The sequence below is a fragment of the Glaciimonas immobilis genome, assembly GCF_011947285.1.
Classification (GTDB): Bacteria; Pseudomonadota; Gammaproteobacteria; order Burkholderiales; family Burkholderiaceae_D; genus Glaciimonas; species Glaciimonas immobilis.
Window position 1 is genome coordinate 89,780 of the sequence record NZ_JAAOZT010000005.1, and the last position, 22,996, is coordinate 112,775.

The window sequence follows — 22,996 nt, forward strand, 5'->3', positions numbered from 1 at the left end:
GCAACTATCCAAGCAAACAACGCCGCTCGGACGAGTTCACGTAAGTACGATCAAACGTAACCAAGGAGTGAGCAATGCCCTCAACTTTTTCAGACGTCGATAATATTTGCGTTAATACTCTGCGTTTTCTTTCCGTCGATGCCGTTCAGAAAGCCAACAGCGGGCATCCGGGATTGCCATTAGATGCGGCACCGATGGCGTACGTGCTTTGGTTACAAGTGATGAAACATCATCCGGCCAATCCGCACTGGTTTGACCGTGATCGCTTTTTTCTCTCTGCCGGCCACGGATCGGCGCTATTGTACAGCTTGATTCATTTGAGCGGTTACGACTTGCCGCTGGAACAAATTAAACAGTTTAGGCAATGGGGCAGTATCACGCCCGGCCATCCAGAACGTGGTTTGACTGCTGGCGTGGAAATGACGACAGGCCCGCTTGGCCAGGGCTTTGCTAACGGTGTCGGCGCGGCAATGACGGAGGCGCATCTCGCGGCGCGTTACAACCGCGATGGTTTTCAGGTCATCAACCATTACACGTACGGCATTGTCAGTGATGGCGATCTGATGGAAGGCGTCGCTTCAGAAGCTGCATCGTTGGCGGGGCACCTGCAACTGGGCAAATTAATTTATTTATATGATGATAATAACATAACTTTATCAGCAGGCACCGACATGGCCTTCAGCGAGGATCGGGCCCAGCGCTTTGACGCTTACGGCTGGCACACCCACATTGTCGAAGATGGCAATGATCTGTCGGCCATTGCGCAAGCGCTAGATATCGCCCGCGCCGAAACCAGACGTCCATCACTGATACTGGTGCGCACACATCTGGGTTATGGCTCGCCCAATAAGCAGGATACCTTTGAGGCGCACGGCTCACCTTTAGGGTTAGACGAGGTGCGCTTGACCAAGCGTAATCTTGGGTGGCCGGAAGAGCCTGCCTTTTTAATTCCCGAAGCCGCACGCGCCCACTTCAAGACCATCAATGCGCGTGGCGAACAAGCAGAAGCAGAATGGACTGCTCATTTCTCAGACTACGAAAAACAATTTCCTGACCTCGCCCATGAATTAACACAACGGAGGAGCGGCGGTACGGCAGCGTTTCCAGACGGATGGGATACCGATATCCCGCTGTTTCCGGCCGACGAAAAAGGCATGGCAACACGCATTGCGTCGGGCAAGGTCATGAATGCCATTGCGGCACATTTTCCCGCACTGATCGGCGGCTCGGCGGATCTTGACCCATCGACCATGACCGCGTTAAAAGGCTTGGGTGACTTCCAGCCCAGCGGCGTCAGCGCCCGTGACCGCCAAGGCTCCAATGGCGGTGGCTGGAGTATGGATGGGCGCAACCTGCACTTTGGCGTCCGTGAACATGCCATGGGCGCGATTATAAACGGCATGGCAGGACATGGCGGCGTCGTTCCTTTTGGGGCAACCTTTCTGGTTTTTTCCGATTACATGCGACCCTCAATTCGACTGGCAGCGCTGATGGGATTGCACGTGATCTTTGTCTTTACCCACGACAGCATCGCGCTGGGAGAGGATGGTCCGACTCACCAGCCGGTGGAACAACTTGCCAGCCTGCGCGCGATACCGCAATTGGTCGTCATCCGTCCCGCCGATGCAAACGAAACAGCGATAGCCTGGCGCGTTGCGATACAGTCGATTGATCGCCCCGTAGTGCTTATATTAACCAGACAAAATGTGCCGACGCTAGACCGCACCCAATTTGCCAGCGCCGACGGCTTGCAGCGCGGCGCTTACATTCTGGCAGACGCGACCGGCGGCAAGCCCGACCTGATCCTGCTGGCCAGTGGTTCGGAGGTAAAGTTAATTGTCGCCGCGCAGCAACAGTTATCGGCCCAAAATATTCAGGCGCGCATTGTATCCATGCCAAGCTGGGAGTTATTCGAGGACCAGCCACAGGCATACCGAGACGCAGTGCTACCGCCCGCATTCAATGTCAGGCTTGCGGTCGAGGCTGGCGTCGCCCAAGGTTGGCATCGCTATGTGGGCGATGGCGGCGACATCATTTCGGTAGACCGCTTCGGTGCCTCGGCGTCCGGCGATACGGTGCTGCGAGAATATGGGTTTACCGTTGAAAATGTCTGCGCACGCGCCGTTGCGTTACATCAAAATAAGCGCCAAAGTTAACACTGTATTCACGCGAGCCTTGTAATGCGGCGCATCTGGTACTTATGCAGTACGTTAGCTTGATTCGTTAGCTGGTGCCAAGCCAACCGCCAGTAAAACCGGCCCGTCGTAGTCCGCTCACGATGAAAGGACAGTCGCGCATCAGCTGCCATAAAAATCCAGACCGGTAGTTCTCAATCATCAAAATCATCGGCCCTTCATTGATGCCGAAATGCCACGGCGAAACCCAGCCATAGCGATTATGTGATTTTTCCGGGAAGGTCGGATTAAAGGTGGCCTTGAAGCCATAGGGATTGCCAGCTTTCAGCCCGACCTGGTGAACAAAATAATCGATAGTCGGCAAAACGATCTCTGGCGCAAAAGGAAGCGACGCCACGACCACCCACGGCGCAATGGTCCCATCATCCGGACCGTATGGCACGCCCCGCGCCACGTAATCGTAAAACTCTCGTTGCACGCCGTTGATTTCAAGCGATGTCGGACCGGGCCCATCACTGGCCGTAATACCCCAGCAACATTCCCCAAATCCGGAAAATCCGCGAGGATTATCGATCGCATACTTTTGCTGCACGAGCGTTGCGCGACGACTGTTTTCAAAATAGTCCAATCCTTTGGTACGCATGAAGGTGTCCTGAATGCCGCGAAAATCTACCCATATATGAGAAAGTTGGTGAGTAAAAAGCGACCCGGCGTACAAATAATCAATGCCATAACTTTGCTCCCATTGATAAGCCGCTGCCCACTCAGCGTAACTGCTCACGCTGAGCGGATGGGTCGGCGAACCGAATCCGAGGATGTATAACAGCAGCGCCTCGTCATACCCTTTCCAGCGGTACGGCGAAAACCCGTTCTCCGGCGTCCATCCCAGCGACACCGCGGCACCTTCAGCTTGTGCCCATTGCCAATCGGCGCGCAGATATAGGTTCTCAGCCAGCGCCCGAATTTCGGTCTCGTCAGCCGTACTGCCATCAAAATATCTACCTGCCGTCAACGCCCCCGCTAGAAAAAAAGCGCTATCGATAGTCGATAATTCACAGTTCCAGACCCGCCGCCCAGTGGACATATCCAGAAAATGATAATAGAAACCTTTATATCCGGTAGCGTCGGGTGCCGTTCCTTGTGGACTATTCCAGAAAAATCGTAGTGTCACCACCACCCGCCGGACCGCCGCGGAGCGAGAAATGAAACCACGTTCCACCGCCACCGGATACGCAGAAAGCCCGAGACCGACTGCAGCGATACTCGCTGGCGACCCGGGCGCGCTTTTATCGATTACCAACCCATTTTCGGGATTAGTCTCATGCATAAAATAGCTGAAGGATTCACGCTGAAGCAAGATCAGTTCAGCTTCGGTAGACAATTTTCGGGTCATGATCATGGTCAGAACAATACTAATCTCTACGTTAGTGCCATCAAATTAGTACCAACGTAGCAACGCACTAATATACCAACGCACCAACGCGTTCATTCGCCCGACAACACCAGTCGACCTTCCCGATAATCCATGGCCCTGATCAAATCACACACCCTCTCAACTGTCAGATCAGCTGCCGGATAGGTGGCGATAACATCGGGATCCCGCGCGTAGTGTCCCTGCCGTGGGAATACCGTTGTCAGCCGTTCCTTCATCACGTTTTTCATAGCAGCCAAAATACGTAATTTATCGTCGACCATTACGTACTGACGCGCCGGATAACGTTGCTGCAGGTCATCCAGCATTTTTTCCTTATGAATATAGATCAGCACCCGCCCGCAAACGGCATCCCATAATCCCGAGCGCTGGATTTTACGAGGCTGAAAAACAACGTCACCATCCGAAAGAATCACCGTTGGTCCCCATTTACCAAGGTGCGCGACGACGTCCAGCGCCTCAGGATAAAGGCGTTCGGCAAACGGGTAATCCATTAAAAAAGCGGACATTTGCAGCAGACGTGGATCAGTCATAGCGCATAACCGATAGCGCTGTAACGCGCCTAGATAATCTGCGTAACCCAGCTCAGTGCGCAATTGTTCAAAAATCTCCCAATACCGAGTGCGATTTTCTGCCCCAAATTCTTGTTCCAGATGCGTTTGAAGGTCAAATTGCACGCGGTCATTGTCCAGCAGCGTGTTGTCGCAGTCGAACAAAAAAACAATCTCGCTTGGCGTGGTCATGGCGGTGTGTCCTTCAATGCAGGGTTATGCCACCCGTCGTTAGTGTCCATAATTTGCTCTGCCGCTTCCGGCCCCCAGGTGCCGGGCGCGTAAGAAATTACCGGCATAGTCTTGGTTTGTCCCGTCGAGATAGTCACTGTATTCAGCACAGGATCAACCACGCGCCAGGCAGCCTCTACCATATCGCCGCGTGTAAATAACGCCGAATTTCCCTGCAACGCATCCCCAAGCAGACGCTCATAAGGCGTCATTTCTTGACCCGGTTGGCGATGGGCGATTAGTGGCGTCGCCATGCCTACCATTGCTTCGCCGGGCAATTTAGTGCGGGTGCCGAGTGCGATCAAAAAATCAGGGCTGAGCCGAAATAGAAAATAATTCGGATGCTCGGCACCGGTTTTATCAAACAAAGTACTAGGCGGAGGTTTGAGTTCAACCACGATTTCCGTACAGGTCACCGGCAATTGTTTGCCCGCCCGAATGTAAAAAGGTACGTCTTGCCAGCGCGGGTTATCGATGTGTAATTTTAAGGCTGCGAAGGTTTCCACCTGAGAATCGGACGCTACGCCCGGTTCATCACGATAGCCCTGAAATTGCCCACGCACCAAGTCTGTTAGCAGCAGTGGGCGCATTGCACTTAAAACGCGACATTTTTCATCGCGGATGGCGTCCTGCGCCGTATTTTTTCCTGCTTCCTGCCATGCCCCGAATGGACTCACAGGCGCATCACCCGTATGATTATCTATGTCAGCTATCGGCATCTCCATGGTGAGTAGCGCCATCACTTGCAGCATATGATTTTGCACGACATCCCGGATTGCGCCGACTTCTTCATAAAATGCGCCGCGACCCTGAACGCCGAATTTTTCCGCCATGGTGATCTGTACGCTCGCGACATAATCGCGATGCCAGATTGGTTCTACAAAGGTATTGGAAAACCGAAAATACAGCAGATTCTCGACCGCCTCTTTCCCAAGATAATGGTCTATCCGAAAAATGGCGTCCTCCTCGAAGGCGGTATGCAGCATCTGATTGAGCGCTTGTGCGGAGGCAAGATCGCGACCGAAAGGTTTTTCAACTATCACGCGGGCGTTTTTTGTCCCTCCTGATTTGGCAAGACCCAGCGTCACCGGCTCGAACATGCTCGGCGGAATAGCGAGGTAATACAAAGGTCGCACCGACTGGCCGAGTGCTGAACGTATTTGAGCGTACGTCGCATCATCTTGATAATCCCCATCAATATAAATGAGTTGCGCAGATAACCTGGCAAACGCCCCTGCGTCAAAGGTACCGCTATTCTGGATGCTATCTCGCGCGCGTTCGCGCAATTGATGGACCGTCAAACCGGATTTGGCGACGCCGATAATCGGAAGATTTAGATGACCGTGCCTTATCATCGCCTGCAAGGCAGGGAAAATTTGTTTGTAAGCCAGATCGCCGGTCGCACCGAAGAAAACTAATGCGTCAGAATGGGATGCAGTCATGATCCATCCTTCTGCGACTTGTGACTTGGCATTGACTCAGGAGCTGCTTCAGGAACTGGTGCTGGATCGGACGCCGTAGTCGGCCCGGTAATGGGTGCAAGACCAGACGACCCATCTGGGGGGAACAGTTTTTCTGTATGCCCGCCGAACCCATACCGCATCGCCGATAAAACCTTATCTGCAAAATCGGCTTCGCCACGCGAACTGAAGCGTTCATACAAAGCGGCGCTCAAAATCGGCGCTGGCACGGCCTCATCAATGGCAGCGGTGATTGTCCAACGTCCTTCGCCAGAATCCGACACGCGGCCAGCATATTTTTCCAGTATCGGGTCTTCGACAAGCGCTCTGGCGGTCAAATCAAGTAACCAGGAACCGATCACGCTACCGCGGCGCCACAGTTCTGCGATCTCGGGCAAAACCATTTCGTACTGGTAATATTCTGGATTGCGTAAAGGCGTGGTTTCGGCGTCTAGATCGGATGTCTTCAATCCGACGTTAGCGTTGCGGAGGATATTTAATCCCTCGGCATACGCGCCCATGATGCCGTACTCAATACCGTTGTGGACCATTTTTACGAAGTGTCCCGCACCTTGCGGTCCGCAGTGTAAATAACCTTGCGCCGCGGTGCTTCTGGTGTTGTCCCGCCCCGCCGTCGGCGGGGCAGCGTCCACTCCCGAAGCAAGGGTCGAAAATATCGGGTCGAGATGTGCAACGATGTCTTTGTCGCCGCCGATCATCAGGCAATAGCCGCGCTCTAACCCTGCTGTGCCGCCACTCGTCCCGACATCTACAAAATGTAGCTGCAGCGCGTTCAATGATTTGCCACGCCGGATATCGTCGTGATAATACGAATTGCCGCCGTCAATAATGATATCGCCAGCGTTCAGTAAAGGCATCAGCAAAGCTAGGTCGTCATCCACCAAAGCGGCGGGTACCATTACCCAGATTACCCGGGGCTTTTGCAGTCCGGCAACCAACTCCGTCAATGTAGAAGCACCCTTGATGCCTTTGCCTAGGAGCGTATTAATCGCATCTACCCTAACATCGTAAACCACGCACTCGTGGCCGCCTTGCTGCAAACGTCGGACCATATTGGCCCCCATGCGCCCCAATCCAACCATGCCGATTTGCATTGTGAACCTCCTTGTAAGGGGACCGTTCAACGGTATCTGTTCGGTATCTGTTCGGCATCTTGAGCTGGACTGAAATGGGCCGAACGCACACTCTGCGTTATTCGCTAATCCTGTTAAATACTCACAACGCTTGCAACATGCAACGAGTTAGATTCAACGCAGAAAAGATGATAAATGATATTCCATCAAGGCGCCTCCCGCCAAGGTAAGCTATGCCAAGCCGCACTACGCACGAGGCGTCGTAACTACACAAACCGCTCCAGCCCACCGCAAATTTACGTAGAATTATTCTACGATGAATTTGACCGTTAATGCAGCGGTTATTAGCAGCTATTGTCGGCATACAGTTTCCATGCCTTCCAGCAAGCCTATGGTTGCGCATCGTCTGACCAGCCTCCTTCACCCAAATTTCTTGCCGGATATAAAAATTATTTAGCGTCCAGCAACAAAGGCGGCAAATCCAGATTAGCCAATGTATCAAGGAAAGTCCTGCACCACCAATGTATGTCCTGATCTTTTATCCGTTGCAACAGCGCAGCGTGGCGGGTACGTCGCTCATCCAGAGGCATATGCAGCGCCTGCTGAATGACTTTGGCCGTATGCTCGATGTCGTAAGGATTGACCAGCAGCGCCTCTTTTAGTTGTTCCGCGGCCCCGGCGAAACGCGACAACACTAGCACACCGGGATCCTCGGGATCTTGCGCGGCGATATATTCCTTCGCCACCAGATTCATGCCATCGCGCAACGGCGTCACCAGTCCGACCCTGCTGGCGCGGTATAAACCCGGCAAGCGCTTGCGTGCTACCGTGCGGTGAATATAACGAATCGGCATCCAGTCCAGTTCACCGAAATCGCCGTTAATGGCACCGCACAGATGCTCCATTTCAGTCCGGATATTGGTGTAGGCGTCTACATCTTCCCTGCTTGGTGACGCAATCTGAATCAACGTTGCACTATTTTTATTTTCAGGAAAGCGTGTAAGCAATTCACGGAAGGTGCGCATGCGTTGCGGCAATCCCTTGGAATAATCCAGTCGATCAACGCCCACCAATAGTTGACGCCGAGAATACTCCTCGCGCAGGCGCTTAAACATTTGACTGCCCTCCTTGGTCTCAGCCAGGCGGATGAGTTCATCAACGTCGATACCGATCGGAAAAGCACCCGCTTGCACGGTGCGGTCGAAAGCGCGGTAACGGCCATCGGGCAGCACATCCGCATGCGCCTCGCTCTGGACGTAATGAGAGAAATTTAAAAGATCGGCGTCGCTTTGAAAGCCCAGAAGATCATAGGCAAAAAGCGTGCGCATTAGCCATTCCTGATGCGGAATAGTGGCGGTAATGAGCGGCGGCGGCATCGGAATATGCAAAAAAAATCCCATCCGGTTGCGGCATCCCATAGCGCGTAAATTGGCTGCCAACGGGATCAAGTGATAATCATGGACCCAAATCTGGTCGTCTGGCCTGAGTAACGGTAATAACTTGCGTGCGAAGAGCTCATTTACCCGACGATAACCTTCTGCAAAACCGGGTTCATAATTACCCAGGTCCAGTCGATAATGGAACACCGGCCATAACACGCCGTTGGCATATCCAAGATAATAAGCGTCATGATCTTCGCGGCATAAGTCAACTGTAACCAGCTCAATATTGCCGGCTTGCTCGGTATGCAGCCGCCCTTCACCAGGGACGCCACCATCGGCTTCTTCGATAATTTCTCCGCTCCAGCCAAACCACAGCGCCCCGGTTTTTTTCATGCTTTCACCAAGCGCTACAGCCAGGCCACCCGCAGCGGGTTTGCGCGGATCGGCAACCCGATTAGATACGATTACGAGACGTGACATAGTTTTCCCTTCAAGGCTTTTATATGGCGCTATCCCAAGGTGCGGAGAGTCGCACCGCACAGTTAATCAGCCCTACCATTGAGTAAGTCTGCGGAAAATTCCCCCACATTTCACCGGTGTCCGGATGCGTATCTTCCGATAATAATCCTAGATGATTGCGGGCCTTAAGCATAGTCTCAAAAATTTCACGCGCTTGCTCTTTCCGGCCAATCCGCGCTAGTGCATCAATACGCCAGAACGTGCAAATATTAAACGTTGTTTCGGGCTTACCAAAATCATCCGGCGCCTCGTAGCGGCGCATATACGGCCCGTCGCAAAGCGATTTCTCAAGTGCATCTACTGTGGCGACAAAGCGCGGATCTTTGGGATCGATAAAATTAACTTCTGCCATCAATAAAACGCTTGCATCCAGATCATGCCCGCCCAGACTTTCGGCAAATGCCTGCCTTTCTTCACTCCAAGCGTCGCGCAGCAAGTGTTCGCGGATGATTTGGGCGCGTTCTTCCCAATGTAATGCACGTTCAGTCAGACCAAGCGCATGGGCAATTTTGGACAAGCGGTCGCACGCCGCCCAACTCATCAACACCGATGAGGTATGCACCCGTGCGCGCGAACGTAACTCCCACATCCCTGCATCCGGCTCGGCATACACCCGAAATGCCTGGTCGCCCACTGCTTCGAGATATTTAAACTCTGCAACACCGGCCCGATGAAACAAACGCTTATCAAGAAACGCCTGCGTCGCACCCAGAATGATATTTCCGTACACATCATGTTGATAATGTTCCTGCGCCTGATTGCCTATCCGCACCGGGGCGTGATCGCGATATCCGGGAAGATGCTCAACGATGGACTCCGCCAATGACTCTTCCAGACCGATGCCATACAAAGGCTGAATATGGCCGCCTTTAGAGCGGGCCACGACGTTGGTCAGCCAGCGCATATAATCTTCCATCGTGCCGACTTCGGACAAGCTGTTAAGTGCACGCACGACAAAAAATGCATCTCGCAACCAGCAATAACGGTAATCCCAGTTGCGGCTGCTACCCGGTGCCTCGGGGATGCTGGTAGTCATCGCGGCTATAATCGCGCCGGTGTCCTCGTACAAGGACAACTTTAGCGTAATGGCCGCACGAATAACAACATCCTGCCATTCCAGTGGCACCGCAAGGCGTCGGCTCCAGGTCAACCAATAGCTGATGGTTTCTTTTTCAAACATGCGCGCCGTGTCCTCGATTCCGTCGGCCAGCGTTTCATCCGGTCCTAGCAAGAAATTGGCGGTCTTATCGAGCACAAAGAACGATTCCGTAAGGATATAACTCAGGGGCGCATCCGTATTGAGCCGTAATGTATCGGCTTGGCCGACATAGCGTATATGGTGACTTCCCTGCGTAATTGTGGGAATCTGCCGCCCCCAGTCAAACCTTGGTCTGAGTTTGACCTTGATGCGTATCGCGCTATCCAGCGGTCGCACCCGACGGATCAGCATCAGCGGACGGAACATGCGGTCGCGGCTCAGAAAGCGCGGCGCAAAGTCGGTAATTTCTACACCGCGACCTTTTGTATCGTAAAGGCGCGTCTGTAGTACGGCGGTATTGGGTTCGTAAATTTGCTCGGAGCGGGCAAAATTCTCAATTTCGATACTCCATAAACTGCCGTTGTCGGATTGATCGAGCAGCGCATTAAATACCGGATCGCCATCGAAACGCGGCAGACAACACCATACCATTCGCCCCATCTTGTCTATCAGTGCGCTGAATGCACAATTGCCGACCACCCCACAATCAAGGGTAGAAGTGCCTTGCTGCGGTTCAATTTTCGGTGTTGCAGATTCCTCAAAGAGCTTGGTCATATCAACACCCTTTAGACAAAGTCGGGACGCTTTGCGCCGGTTGTACGGATGTTGACGCCTGCGCCAAGGTGGCCAACTCGGCCAGTTGGAACAGTTCTGCGCGCAATGCGTGAGGTGACGCGATGCGATATCGTGCCACGCTGTTGCCTTCTCCTATCTTGATGCCAATACCGCCAGTTTTCTGTACATACTCGAACCCACTTTCGTCCGTCGTATCATCGCCAGCAAAAATTGGGCTGGTACCCATAAATGGTGACTCCGCCAAAAATTTCTCGATGGCAGCGCCTTTAGTGACGGTGGCGGGCTTTACTTCAAATACCATTTTTCCGTGTAATAAAATCATCCCCGGGCAATCGCGCAAGGCTATAGTTAATTCAGACTGACAAAGCGCCTCCAACTCCGGTGCCTGGCGATAATGCAATGCCAAGGTGCCGCGTTTTTGCTCCACGCGTAATGTTGGGTGACTCTCTTCAAGCCGTAACGCACATGCCTGCACCGCAAAAAAATCGGGTATAGGCGCATAATGAAGTGCCATTCCAGCGTCGCGGCGTTCCATACCGTGCACCCCCGCTACCGGTAATATCAACGGTGAAAGCATGGTGTCGATCTGCGCGATCGGACGGCCCGAGACAATTGCCAGGCGACCATCGAGAAAATCATACAGTGACCTTAACGTATCAATGAGTTGGGGGCTAACAACGACTTCTTCTGGCCTGGGTGCAAGATCAACTAGCGTCCCATCAAAATCGAGAAAAAGAGCGGAGGCGTGAAGCGCGCTCAAAATGCGCTTTAAGGGGAATTCAGACAGCGGAGTTTGAGGGGGTGAAGCTTGCATCGCCGACGATTCAGGAGATGAATCGCCGATAACATTTTCTTGCGATTTTGAACTTTTTTCTGAATGTTGTTCTGCTTGTTTTTTTATGGGTGCTTCTGTAGAGCCCGTAAGATTTACATTTTTCATTTCTGGATGATCCCAGTGAATAAAGCGAAAATGGTAACCTTTTTACGTCGCTGAGGTTAAATGAAACTACGTGGCACAAGGTATACATCTCGTTGCAAGCGGCATGAGGAGTCTGCTTCGCACTAAAAAAATATCCAAATTGCATCACTTCAGTTCGAGCAACCTTTAGATAGTTTAGTTCACAATTATTTTTTTTAAGCTGGAAAACTAGATGTAATGAAGAAGAAAAAGGCGGTTCGCGTAATTAATACGTGCGGCCCACCTGACTGCCTTTAGCTAGCCTCTCTTAACGTCAGCATCACCTTGCCAATCCTTAAGCCATGCATGTTTCATTTTTGGAACTTTTTAGGTGTTTTACTTTGAATACGTCGTCTAAGAAACGTCTCAAGTTTCCCCGCGCGTAAAATTTATTGCGCGGATTACATCCAGAATTCACGAAGCCTGAATCACGCCACGTCTGATCTGATCGCGTTCGATCGATTCAAACAACGCTTTGAAGTTGCCTTCGCCAAAACCATCATCACCCTTGCGTTGAATGAATTCAAAAAAGACCGGGCCCAACATTGTTTCTGAAAAAATCTGTAGCAATAACCGTTTGTCTTTTTGTTCGACCGAACCGTCCATCAAGATGCCGCGTACCTGCAACCCTTCCACGCTCTCGCCATGACCCGGCAAGCGGCCTTCGAGCATTTCGTAATAGGTGGCGGGCGGCGCGCTCATCAAGGGCACACCGGCTTTGCGCAAACTGTCGACGCTGGCAATAAGGTCGTCGGACAGCAACGCAATGTGCTGAATGCCTTCACCGTTAAACTTCATCAGAAATTCTTCGATCTGGCCACCGCTGCCGGAGGCTTCTTCGTTCAATGGAATCCGGATTTTGCCATCCGGTGCCGTCATCGCGCGTGAGGTCAACCCCGTGTACTCGCCTTTGATGTCGAAGTAGCGGATTTCTCGGAAGTTAAAAATGCGTTCATAAAAACTGGCCCAGTAGGTCATGCGTCCGCGGTAAACGTTGTGCGTCAGGTGGTCAATCAGCTTCAGACCGTGCCCGACCGGATGGGGATCGACGCCGTCGATAAATTCAAAGTCGATATCGTAGATTGCCTTGCCTTCGGTGAAACGGTCAATCAGATACAACGGTGCACCACCGATGCCCTTAATGGCAGGCAATCGCAGTTCCATCGGTCCGGTCGGCAGTTCCAACGCTTGCGCGCCCAGCGCTAACGCGCGGGCGTAGGCTTTGTGAGCGTCCTTAACCCGAAAAGCCATGCCGCAAGCTGAAGGTCCATGCTCCGCTGCAAAAAAGGAAGCCACGCTATTCGGCGCATTATTAATAATGAAATTAATGTCGCCCTGGCGATATAAAGATACGTCCTTGGAACGGTGTTGCGCTACCTTGGTAAATCCTAACAGCGTGAAGACCGGTTCCAGCGTATTAGGGATAGGAGAGGCAAACTCAACGAACTCAAAGCCCATAAGTCCCATTGGATTTTCAAAAAGATCAGGCATTTTTAGTGTTCCTTATCAGATTAAGTCCTATATTAACGGGATATTGGATCAGCGACCTAGTGTTGACGCGACGGCGCAGGCAATTTCAAGCAAGCAGTAGCCGAGAGGTTGGAGCGGATGAAAGCTACCATCTTCCGCGCCAACTGGGCGTCGTAACAAAAGAAGCCACAGCGGCAGCGGTAGTTAAAACAGGAGTCGGCACTCGAATCTTTAACGGTGGAAATAACATTCTAAGGAACGCTAACCTGCCATTCCCTGCTTAGTCACCAATTAGTCGCCCATCAACTCGCCCGATCCTTAACCAATCACGCAATCAAACGAGCTCCGTATCCCGGGCTATCTCCGCCATGATTTCGTAAGAACGCAGTCGTGCCGCGTGGTCGAAAACGTCCGAGACGATCATCAATTCGTCCGCGCCAGTCATATCGATCAATCGTTCCATCCCAGCGCGAACGGTGGCCTTTGATCCAACTATGGAGAAGGCTAACATGTGTGACGCTTGCGCCTTTTCTGCGCCTGACCAATAGGTTTCAATATCATCAATTGGCGGCTTGCTGAAGCCCCGCGTACCGCGAAACATATCGGCGAATGACATTTGCTGCGTCGTTGCCAGGCGCTGCGCCTCGGCATCGGTCTCGGCCGCGATGATGTTAATGCCGACCATTGCATGTGGCGTCGACTGCTGATCGGATGCTTCGAATTGGGCGCGGTAAAGCTGCAATGCAGACTCTAAAGAGTCGGGCGCAAAATGGGACGCAAATGCATACGGCAACCCCAATTTAGCTGCAAGTCTGGCGCCAAATGTACTCGATCCCAAAATCCACAAAGGCACTTCGGTCCCCACACCAGGCACGGCCACGATACGTTGACCCGGTTCAGCTGGCGCGAGAAAGGCTTGAAGTTCCAGCACGTCTTGCGGAAACGACTCTGCACTGGCGGGGTCGCGTCGCAGCGCACGCGTGGTGATCTGATCGGTGCCCGGTGCTCTGCCCAAACCAAGGTCAATACGTCCGGGGAATAATGAGGCAAGCGTTCCGAACTGCTCGGCAATAACTAGTGGCGCATGATTGGGGAGCATGACGCCGCCAGCGCCGACCCGGATTGTGCTGGTTCCAGCCGCGACGTGCGCGATAGCCACTGCAGTTGCCGCGCTGGCTATGCCTATCATATTGTGGTGCTCTGCCATCCAGAATCTGCTATAGCCCCAGTTCTCGGCATGAAGTGCGAGATCGCGCGCATTATCGAGCGCATTACGGGCGTTGCCACCTTGTCTAATACGGACCAAATCGAGAATCGATATGGGGATCATTGGTCGTTCCTTATCTAACTGCTTATGAAGAATAAGTATAACCGTTATGAGCAATTCGATTTTGCAACGGTCAAGAGTGACCAATTACTGTCTCGACCAAAGCAATGCCGTCGGCTTTATCCAATGCATCACGACGCAAAAAGTCAACGAACAAGCGCCGCGCAGATGTTCACGCTACCATTCCGTTCGCCATTCCGTTAATTTCGGATGCCTTGACCGCTCGAGAATTAACGCGGGTTACGCGCTGAACGTCGACAATTTGAGCTGGACGTCGGATCGCGCGTTCTCAAGCGCTGCGTGATTTGCCGTTCCGTGCGTCGGGAGTCCCTCCGCGATATTCGCCCGCGTCCAGGGAATTTTTATTTCACCCTCTTTGCTGACAGAGTATTCCGCTGCCCACACGTCGCCTGTCGGGACGGCACGCGTGTGTATTTCATAACCTTCGTAAAGTGTTACTGTGATGGCGCTCATAGGGTTCTTTCTGTCGAAAAGGGGCTTTATAATGTCCTTTAATCCGGTATTTCAATCCTGTACTTTAATCCCGTACTTTTGAATCGTGCGTGGCATGTAAGCCTATTGTGGTTTTTAAGGCAACTATATGTAATGATGTGTGGTTTTCGATGGCTACCTGTCTGACCAGAATACACGCAATGCCGACAGGCGTTCCGATAACCGGAGGTTCACATTCCAGAAGACAGCATGCACGCATTAACTTCAAATTGTAGAAGCCTCGCCCGTGCATTCCTGCGCCTGCCGTCAGATTCATACAAGCTATAGGGAGAACATTCCATGGCGCATGGATAATACAGAGGAGCGATCCTGAGTTAAACTAGTTCCCGCATGGAAGACTCCGACTGCATCAAAAAATTCCCTTATGAACGTGTTGGCTTTATACACTATCACCGAGACCTTCATGCAGCGTATAGAGAACTTGAAGCATCTATTTCATTGCCTTGGATCTGCCTCGCAACAATTAACCACTTAACAATTAGCAATGGAAAAGTATGAAAGAACCATGTCCGGGCAAAGTCTTTCTCGGTGCCATTCTGAGCGGCTTGACAGGGATGGCATTAGCGACCGGCGCGGTGACGCAAGATGCCCCTCCTCAAGACGCGAGTCTCGTTAACATTGAAGAATTTCCTCAACACGTCGTGGGTGATCTGGGGTTTGGCGCGTTCGAGTCACCGAGTGACACGCGCGGAGAAATTCGCAGCAAACGCAGTTCCACACGAGTGCTGCCTTATGCGTACCTTGATTACGGTCGTTTTTTTGCCCGGGTCGACACGTTTGGGATCAAGACTTTTAAAATGGGTTACGGCTACTTTGAACTTGCTGGCCGTATCACTTTCGATGGCTTTAAAACGTCGAACTCCGCACTACGTGGGCTGACCAACAGAAAGAACGATATCCCGTTAGGTATCGGTACCTTCCAGGAAACGCCGATAGGTGCGTTCTTTCTTAACGCTTTTTATGATGTCAATCAATCCCATGGCACGATGCTCGAAGGGCTCTACACCGCGGAAGTAAAAGCGGGATCAATTAATTTCTATCCCCAAATCGGCGCTGAATACCGGAATGCGAATTTCGTAAATTACTACTATGGCATCACGCCCGCCGAGTCGGCCGCCAACGGACATTACAAGGTTTATGAAGGCAAGGGCACGATTAATCCCATGGTTGCGCTACAAGTTGAAATTCCTTTAAACAAATTTTGGGTAGTCAATTTATACGGGCGCTATAAATGGCTAGGGGATGGCATCAAAAATAGCCCCATCGTGGTTAAAAAAACGTCGCAAAACTACTTCGTTTCACTAGCATATCGATTTCAGTAAACTGTCAAAGTATACGGGAATGAATAATCGTTGCAAAAAGCGATATAAGGTCGCGCTTGAAGTCCGCTATCATTGAAGTCATACAATGAGAGATGATGTGAGCGCAACCTCAAAAACACGTCGTGCGACACAACCGCTCACCGCCACCATTAACGGTCACCTTCTGGAGGGAAACAATGACTAAACAGATTATCGGTGTGATTGGACTGGCCGTCATGGGCCGCAATCTTGCACTTAATATTGAAAGCCGGGGTCATGCGGTGTCGGTCTACAACCGCAGCCGAGAAAAAACCGATTCGCTAGTGGCCGAATTTCCCGACCGCAATCTCGTAGCGACCTTTTCGCTAGAAGAATTTATCAATTCGTTAGATAAACCACGACGGATACTTTTGATGGTTAAGGCAGGGGCGGCAACAGATGAGACTATCGCCGCCGTCAAACCATTATTGGAAAAGGGCGACATCCTGATCGACGGTGGCAACACGCATTTTACCGATACAATTCGGCGCAATGACGATCTGGCTAAATCCGGCATCCACTTTATCGGCACTGGCGTTTCCGGCGGCGAAGAAGGCGCGCTGAAAGGCCCGGCTATTATGCCCGGCGGTCAACGCGAAGCTTACGATCTGGTCGCACCAATCCTCACTGAAATCGCCGCAAAAGCGCCCGATGGCGTGCCTTGCGTGGACTACATCGGCCCCAACGGCGCAGGGCATTTTGTCAAGATGGTGCACAATGGCATCGAGTATGGCGATATGCAACTGATTGCCGAAAGTTATGCAGTACTCAAGCATGTAGTCGGCCTGTCAAATCACGCGCTGAGCCAGGTATATGCGGACTGGAACAAGGGCGAACTAAATAGTTACCTGATCGAAATAACCTCACAAATTTTCCGCAAAAAAGATAGCGATACCGCTCAAGATCTGATTGACGTCATCCTCGACCGTGCGGCGCAAAAAGGTACCGGCAAATGGACCAGCCAAAACGCACTGGATTTAGGCGCACCACTTCCACTTATAACCGAGGCGGTTTTTGCGCGGGTAATTTCATCGCTCAAAGATGAACGGTTGATTGCAAGTAAAGTACTCAGCGGACCTCCACAGAAAGCTTTCCAGGGCGACCCCGCGGTATTGATTGAAGCGGTCCAGCGTGCGCTGTATTTCAGTAAAATTATCTCCTACGCGCAGGGATTTGCCCAGTTACGTGCAGCATCGGACGAATACAAATGGGATCTTGATTACGGCAATATCGCCAAAATCTTCCGCGCCGGATGCATTATTCGCGCAAGTTTTCTGCAAAAAATCATGGAGGCGTACGCTGAGGACAAACAGCTGACTAACCTGTTGCTGAATTCTTATTTCTCCGACATAGCAGCGAAATATCAATCGGCATTGCGTGAGGTTGTTATTGCCGCATTGAATGCGGGTGTTCCTGTACCGGCATTCTCATCCGCGATTGCTTATTTTGACGCATATCGTACGGCAAGCCTGCCCGCTAATCTGATTCAGGCGCAACGTGACTTTTTTGGCGCGCACACGTTTGAGCGGACGGACAAAAAAGGTAGCTTTCACGCCAGCTGGCCTTAACAGGCATCCCGGCGCTGTTCCCTGACAGGCGCAGCGCCTTTTTCTTTTATGCATCCACATTTCAATACCAGTGAGTAGACATTACTCAGCTTTCTGTTCGTCGCTATGAAGTCATCTTGTTCGCTATCGAAAGAATATAATGCCATTTATAAACAAAGCAGCGGAAGAAAAGAAACAGCAACAGCTTGCCGATATGTTGAAATTTGCTGCGGACCGTTTGCCAGCCGACGGTTTTGCCATCGTGCAGCCGTTCATGGCGGATTACTACTCTCAGGTTGGCGAGGAGCAGGTACAAAGTCGCAACATCGCCGATCTCTACGGTGCTGTTATGTCTCACTGGCAGTTTGCACGCCATTTTAAATCCGGTGCGGCGCGGGTGCGCATATACAACCCCCAAATTGATGAGCATGGCTGGGAGTCTGCCCATAGCGTGGTCGAAATCGTCAACGACGATATGCCATTTTTGGTGGACTCGGTCACCAATGAAATTAACCGCCTTGGGCTAACTCTGCACGCCGCAATACACCCGGTGTTCCGGGTCTGGCGCGACACATCCGGCCAGATCGAGAAGATCCAGTCCGCCGCTGAAAATGGCACTAAGGCGAACGGGATCGGCATCGGAATCGGCGCACATAACCCAAACGCGAGTAATCCCAAACTCGAATCTTATATCCATTTTGAAATTGACCGCTGTACCGAGGCCGTCAGGCTCGAAGAAATTCTTGCCGGCATCAACAAGGTATTAGCTGATGTCCGTGCCGCTGTGGAGGACTGGCGTGGCATGATGAACAGCGCCAGCGCCGCTGTGACCGATCTGAAGGACCAAGCCTGCAACGGCGAAAAAGTACAGGCAGAAACCGATGAAGCCCGGGCTTTCCTTGAGTGGATGATCAATGATCATTTCACCTTTCTCGGTTGCCGCGATTACGAGCTCGTTATCAATGCAGGCGAAAATTATCTGCAGGCAATACCCGGTTCCGGACTAGGCATTCTTCGTGATGCGCTCCGCGATACAGCGCGCACCTCCGACAGCGGCGACGTTACAAAATTACCGAGCGGTTCACAGGCAATTATCGATTCGCCCTCCCCCGTGTTTATCACCAAAGCGGATTCGCGCGCGACCGTACATCGCCCGGGCTATCTCGATTACGTCGGAGTCAAGCGCTATGACGCCACAGGTAAAGTCATCGGTGAGCGGCGCTTTGTTGGCCTTTACACTTCCATCGCTTACATGGTGTCAACCAGCGATATCCCGATAGTCCGGCGCAAAGTAGCGAAGGTACAGGAGCGCGCCAGTTTTGTGCCAAAAGGACATCTGGCAAAAACACTGGCGACTATCCTTGAACAGTATCCTCGCGATGAACTGTTTCAGGTTGATGAGGATAATTTATACGATACCGCCATCGGCATTCTGCGTCTGGAAGAACGCCAGCGCACCCGCCTGTTTGTGCGGCGCGATGCGTTCGGGCGTTATGTCTCGTGCCTCGTGTACGTGCCACGCGACAAATTCAATACCGAACTCCGGGTCCGAATTCAGACCTTGCTAACAGAAGCGTTTAATGGCGTCAGCATTGAATTTACGCCGTTACTGTCGGATTCAGTATTGGCCCGCATTCAATTTACGGTCCGCACCGAGGCCGGTACGGTTACAGAGGTTGATATAGCCGCGCTTGAAAAGAAAATCGTGCAAGCCACACGGCGCTGGCAGGATGATCTGGCCGATGCCCTGCTTGAGAGCCGCGGCGAAGAGCGCGGCAATCGCCTGTTACGTCGTTATGCGGCGTCCTTCCCTGCTGGTTTCCGCGAAGATTACGCAGCCCGCGCCACGGTACGTGATATCGAATTAATGGAAGTCGCCCAGCAGCAGGCCGGACTGGCGATGAACCTGTATCGCCCTATCGAAGCCACAGCTTCTTCGTTGCGCATGAAGATTTATCACGCCGGAAAGCCGATTGCGTTATCACAGAGTTTGCCGATGTTGGAACATATGGGCGTCAAAGTTCAGGAAGAACGCCCGTATCGGATTGAGTTGCAAGATGCGGCACCGGTATGGATTCATGATTTCGGGATGCAAACCGCGGACGGCGGCGAGGTCGAGATCGACCGTATCAAAGAAATATTTGAAGATGCTTTTTCCCGTGTATGGAGTGGCGAAGCCGACAATGACGACCTCAATCGGCTGGTGCTGGGTGCCGCACTCAGCTGGCGTGAAGTTACGATACTGCGCGCCTATGCGCGATATCTGCGCCAGGTGGGGTCAACCTTTAGTAACGCCTACATAGAGCAGGCCGTCACCGGAAACCCGGCGATTGCACGCAATCTGGTAGAACTGTTTATTGCTCGCTTCGATCCTGCCGCTGCCGGTTTGACAGACGGCAATTTCACCGATGACATCCGCCCCAATACGGAGCGCGTCAACACCCTCCTGAAGCTGACTGAAGAGGCGATGGATCAGGTGCCGAATCTGGACGAAGACCGCATCCTGCGCCAGTTCCTCGGCGTGATACAAGCGACCACCCGCACCAATTATTTCCAGCGCGACGCCAATGGCAAACCTAAGCCCTACCTATCGTTCAAGTTCGATCCCGCCAAGATTCCGGGCCTGCCTGCTCCCAAGCCCATGTTTGAGATTTGGGTGTACTCGCCCCGTTTTGAAGGCGTCCATTTAAGAGGCGGCAAGGTCGCCCGCGGTGGGCTGCGCTGGTCTGACCGGCGCGAAGATTTCCGCACCGAAGTATTGGGTCTGGTCAAAGCGCAAATGGTCAAGAACGCAGTCATCGTGCCGGTCGGCTCCAAAGGCGGATTTGTACTCAAGAATGCACCCCCGGCATCCGAGCGCGAGGCGTATTTAAAAGAAGGTATTGCTTGCTACCAGAACTTCTTACGCGGTTTGCTGGACCTGACTGACAACTTGGTGGGCGGCAAAGTCGTACCACCGACCGACGTGGTGCGCTACGACATCGACGATCCATATCTGGTCGTCGCAGCGGACAAAGGCACCGCCACGTTCTCCGATTTTGCCAACGCGATTTCAGCCGAGTACGGATTCTGGCTGACCGATGCCTTTGCATCCGGCGGATCGGTCGGCTACGATCATAAAAAAATGGGCATCACCGCGCGCGGCGCATGGGAAGCCGTCAAGCGCCACTTCCGCGAACTTGGCGTCAACACGCAGGAGCAGGATTTTACCGTTGCCGGCATCGGTGACATGTCTGGTGATGTGTTCGGTAACGGAATGCTGTTATCACGCCATATCAAACTAGTAGCCGCGTTTGATCATCGGCATATTTTCCTTGATCCCGATCCTGATACCAACGCCAGCTTCAACGAGCGCGAACGTCTGTTTGCATTGCCACGGTCGAGTTGGGCAGATTACACCACCGCATTGATCTCACGCGGTGGCGGGATCTATCCCCGCACCCTGAAAACGATTCCTTTATCGCCTGAGATGCGTGTGGCGTTAAACGTTACCGCGACCGAGTTGGCACCCATCGAACTGATTCGCGCCATACTGGTGGCCCCGGTCGACTTGTTGTACAACGGTGGTATTGGCACCTACGTCAAGGCCGCCTACGAAACCCATGCGCAGGTTGGCGACCGCGCTAATGATGCCATCAGGGTCAACGGTGCCGAGCTGAACTGTAAAGTAGTGGCAGAGGGTGGGAACCTGGGGCTAACTCAGTTTGGGCGGATCGAGTTTGCGCAAAAAGGCGGCCGGATATGTACCGATGCAATCGATAACTCCGCCGGGGTCGATTGCTCTGACCATGAAGTTAATATCAAAATTTTGCTGGGTCTTGTCGTCACCGAAGGCGAAATGACCGAAAAGCAACGCAACAAGTTACTTGCCGAGATGACCGATGAGGTCGGTAAGCAGGTATTGACCGATAACTATTATCAGACCCAGGCATTATCTGTCGCCGGGCGCTGCGCCGCGACATTACTTGAACCGGAAGCACGCCTGATACGCTTTCTGGAGCGCGCCGGACGACTTGACCGCAGCGTCGAATTCTTGCCATCAGATGAAGCAATCGCCGAGCGCAAGACCGCCAAGCAGGGATTGACGGCACCGGAACGCGCCGTGTTAATGGCCTACAATAAAATGTGGCTATATGAGGCCTCGCTCGCTTCCGATTTGCTGGATGATAGCTTCATCAGTCGTGCACTTGCACAGTACTTTCCGCAAGCGCTGCGTGAGCGCTATCCCGACGTCATGACGCGTCACCCGCTGGCGCGCGAGATCATTGCGACCTACGTGGTGAACACGTTTACTAACCGGGTCGGCACTACCTTTGTGCACCGTCTCAGCGACGAAAGCGGCGCCAGCCCGACTGAGGTAATCAGGTCCGCCATTATCGCACGCGACGTGTTTGGCTTTGAAGAAATCTGGCGCGATATCGATGCACTGGATAACCTTGTGCCCGATGCACTACAGGCGCAAATGTTTATCGAAATCAGTCGTTTGATCGAGCAGGCCAGCTTCTGGTTCTTGCATCGTCATGCTAAAGCAGAGACGATTGAAGCAACGGTCGCCCGCTTCCGGCCTGCCGCCGATCAACTCGGACCGATACTGGTGTCGTTGCTGACACCCACCGATGCAGATGCGTTAACTGCTAAACAAGCGGCGCTGGTACAAAGCGGCGTACCGGAAACCCTGGCACGCCGGGTCGCCAGCGCCGAACTAATCGGTGCGGTACTGGATATCGCTGAAGTGGCGACGATAACCGGTCGTAGTCTGGAAATGGTGGCACAAGTCTATTTCGCGCTCGACCTGAACCTGAACTTCGGCTGGATGCGTGAACGGGCGGCGACACTTCCGGTCGATACCTATTGGCAAACGCTGGCTCGCACGGCATTGCAAAGCGATTTGACGACGCTACAGCGTACATTGACTGCCAACGTAATCCAGCTGTCGCCGGTCATTGACCAGTCTGCCGATATGCTGGAAGCGTGGCAAACCGCCCATCGCCCTCAGCTTGAACGCTATCGTCGCTTGCTGATTGATTTTCAATTAGGAGGTAACGTGGATCTGGCGATGCTATCGGTTGCGGCACGAGAAATGCGGGCAATAGAAACCTAGCAGAAGAAAGTTAGTGTCCTGTATGGAGGGTGACGCAGGACACTACATAGGAATTGCTATAGGTTACAACGCATAGGCTTCTGCCGTTTAAGTTGAGAAAAG

At 52.6% G+C, this 22,996-nt stretch carries 14 protein-coding genes; 4 read left to right on the forward strand and 10 right to left on the reverse strand.

Going from position 1 to position 22,996, the window contains the following annotated elements:
• The first annotated feature begins 74 nt into the window (after positions 1-74).
• Entirely contained in the window at positions 75-2,156 is a 2,082-nt protein-coding gene (gene tkt / locus HAV38_RS08935) for a transketolase (protein WP_168054570.1), read from the forward strand.
• A 67-nt stretch (positions 2,157-2,223) separates the two neighbouring features.
• Here the strand turns inward: tkt and HAV38_RS08940 are convergent, their stop codons facing one another.
• The 10 genes from HAV38_RS08940 to HAV38_RS08985 all read right to left on the reverse strand — a co-directional run bounded on the left by HAV38_RS08940 (position 2,224) and on the right by HAV38_RS08985 (position 14,867).
• On the reverse strand, positions 2,224-3,528 hold the full coding sequence (locus HAV38_RS08940; protein ID WP_168054572.1) for a glucoamylase family protein: 1,305 nt from the start codon (positions 3,526-3,528) through the stop codon (positions 2,224-2,226).
• Positions 3,529-3,620: 92 nt separating this feature from the next.
• Positions 3,621-4,310 carry an HAD family hydrolase gene (locus tag HAV38_RS08945; RefSeq protein WP_184013457.1) on the reverse strand — a complete coding sequence of 230 codons (690 nt, stop codon included), beginning with the start codon at positions 4,308-4,310 and terminating at the stop codon, positions 3,621-3,623.
• Entirely contained in the window at positions 4,307-5,791 is a 1,485-nt protein-coding gene (locus HAV38_RS08950) for a glucose-6-phosphate dehydrogenase (RefSeq protein WP_168054574.1), read from the reverse strand. Before HAV38_RS08950 ends, HAV38_RS08945 begins: the two co-directional genes overlap by 4 nt.
• Positions 5,788-6,924: a phosphogluconate dehydrogenase (NAD(+)-dependent, decarboxylating) gene (gene gnd / locus HAV38_RS08955; protein WP_168054576.1), complete on the reverse strand. Its 1,137-nt coding sequence runs from the start codon at positions 6,922-6,924 to the stop codon at positions 5,788-5,790. Before gnd ends, HAV38_RS08950 begins: the two co-directional genes overlap by 4 nt.
• 428 nt (positions 6,925-7,352) lie before the next feature.
• Complete coding sequence (otsA, locus tag HAV38_RS08960) at positions 7,353-8,765, reverse strand: alpha,alpha-trehalose-phosphate synthase (UDP-forming) (protein WP_168054578.1); 1,413 nt, start codon at positions 8,763-8,765, stop codon at positions 7,353-7,355.
• Between the two features lie 19 nt (positions 8,766-8,784).
• Entirely contained in the window at positions 8,785-10,617 is a 1,833-nt protein-coding gene (locus HAV38_RS08965) for a glycoside hydrolase family 15 protein (RefSeq protein ID WP_168054580.1), read from the reverse strand.
• Position 10,618: 1 nt separating this feature from the next.
• Positions 10,619-11,578, reverse strand: a complete 960-nt coding sequence (gene otsB / locus HAV38_RS08970; RefSeq protein ID WP_245182281.1) for a trehalose-phosphatase — start codon at positions 11,576-11,578, stop codon at positions 10,619-10,621.
• A gap of 432 nt (positions 11,579-12,010) precedes the next feature.
• Positions 12,011-13,087 (reverse strand): 4-hydroxyphenylpyruvate dioxygenase, encoded by a 1,077-nt coding sequence (gene hppD / locus HAV38_RS08975; RefSeq protein WP_168054582.1) that lies wholly within the window; start codon positions 13,085-13,087, stop codon positions 12,011-12,013.
• A 313-nt stretch (positions 13,088-13,400) separates the two neighbouring features.
• Positions 13,401-14,396 carry an LLM class flavin-dependent oxidoreductase gene (locus HAV38_RS08980; protein WP_168054584.1) on the reverse strand — a complete coding sequence of 332 codons (996 nt, stop codon included), beginning with the start codon at positions 14,394-14,396 and terminating at the stop codon, positions 13,401-13,403.
• 237 nt (positions 14,397-14,633) lie between these two features.
• Positions 14,634-14,867: a hypothetical protein gene (locus HAV38_RS08985; RefSeq protein WP_168054586.1), complete on the reverse strand. Its 234-nt coding sequence runs from the start codon at positions 14,865-14,867 to the stop codon at positions 14,634-14,636.
• A 533-nt stretch (positions 14,868-15,400) separates the two neighbouring features.
• Between HAV38_RS08985 and HAV38_RS08990 the strand changes: the two genes are divergently transcribed.
• The 3 genes from HAV38_RS08990 (at position 15,401) to HAV38_RS09000 (ending at position 22,894) form a co-directional block, all read left to right on the forward strand.
• Positions 15,401-16,228, forward strand: coding sequence for a MipA/OmpV family protein (locus HAV38_RS08990; protein ID WP_168054588.1), 828 nt, complete (start codon positions 15,401-15,403; stop codon positions 16,226-16,228).
• A 176-nt stretch (positions 16,229-16,404) separates the two neighbouring features.
• Positions 16,405-17,814, forward strand: coding sequence for an NADP-dependent phosphogluconate dehydrogenase (gene gndA / locus HAV38_RS08995; RefSeq protein ID WP_168054590.1), 1,410 nt, complete (start codon positions 16,405-16,407; stop codon positions 17,812-17,814).
• Between the two features lie 148 nt (positions 17,815-17,962).
• A complete protein-coding gene (locus tag HAV38_RS09000) occupies positions 17,963-22,894 on the forward strand; it encodes an NAD-glutamate dehydrogenase (RefSeq protein WP_375791696.1) in 4,932 nt (1,643 codons plus the stop codon).
• Positions 22,895-22,996 lie beyond the last annotated feature (102 nt).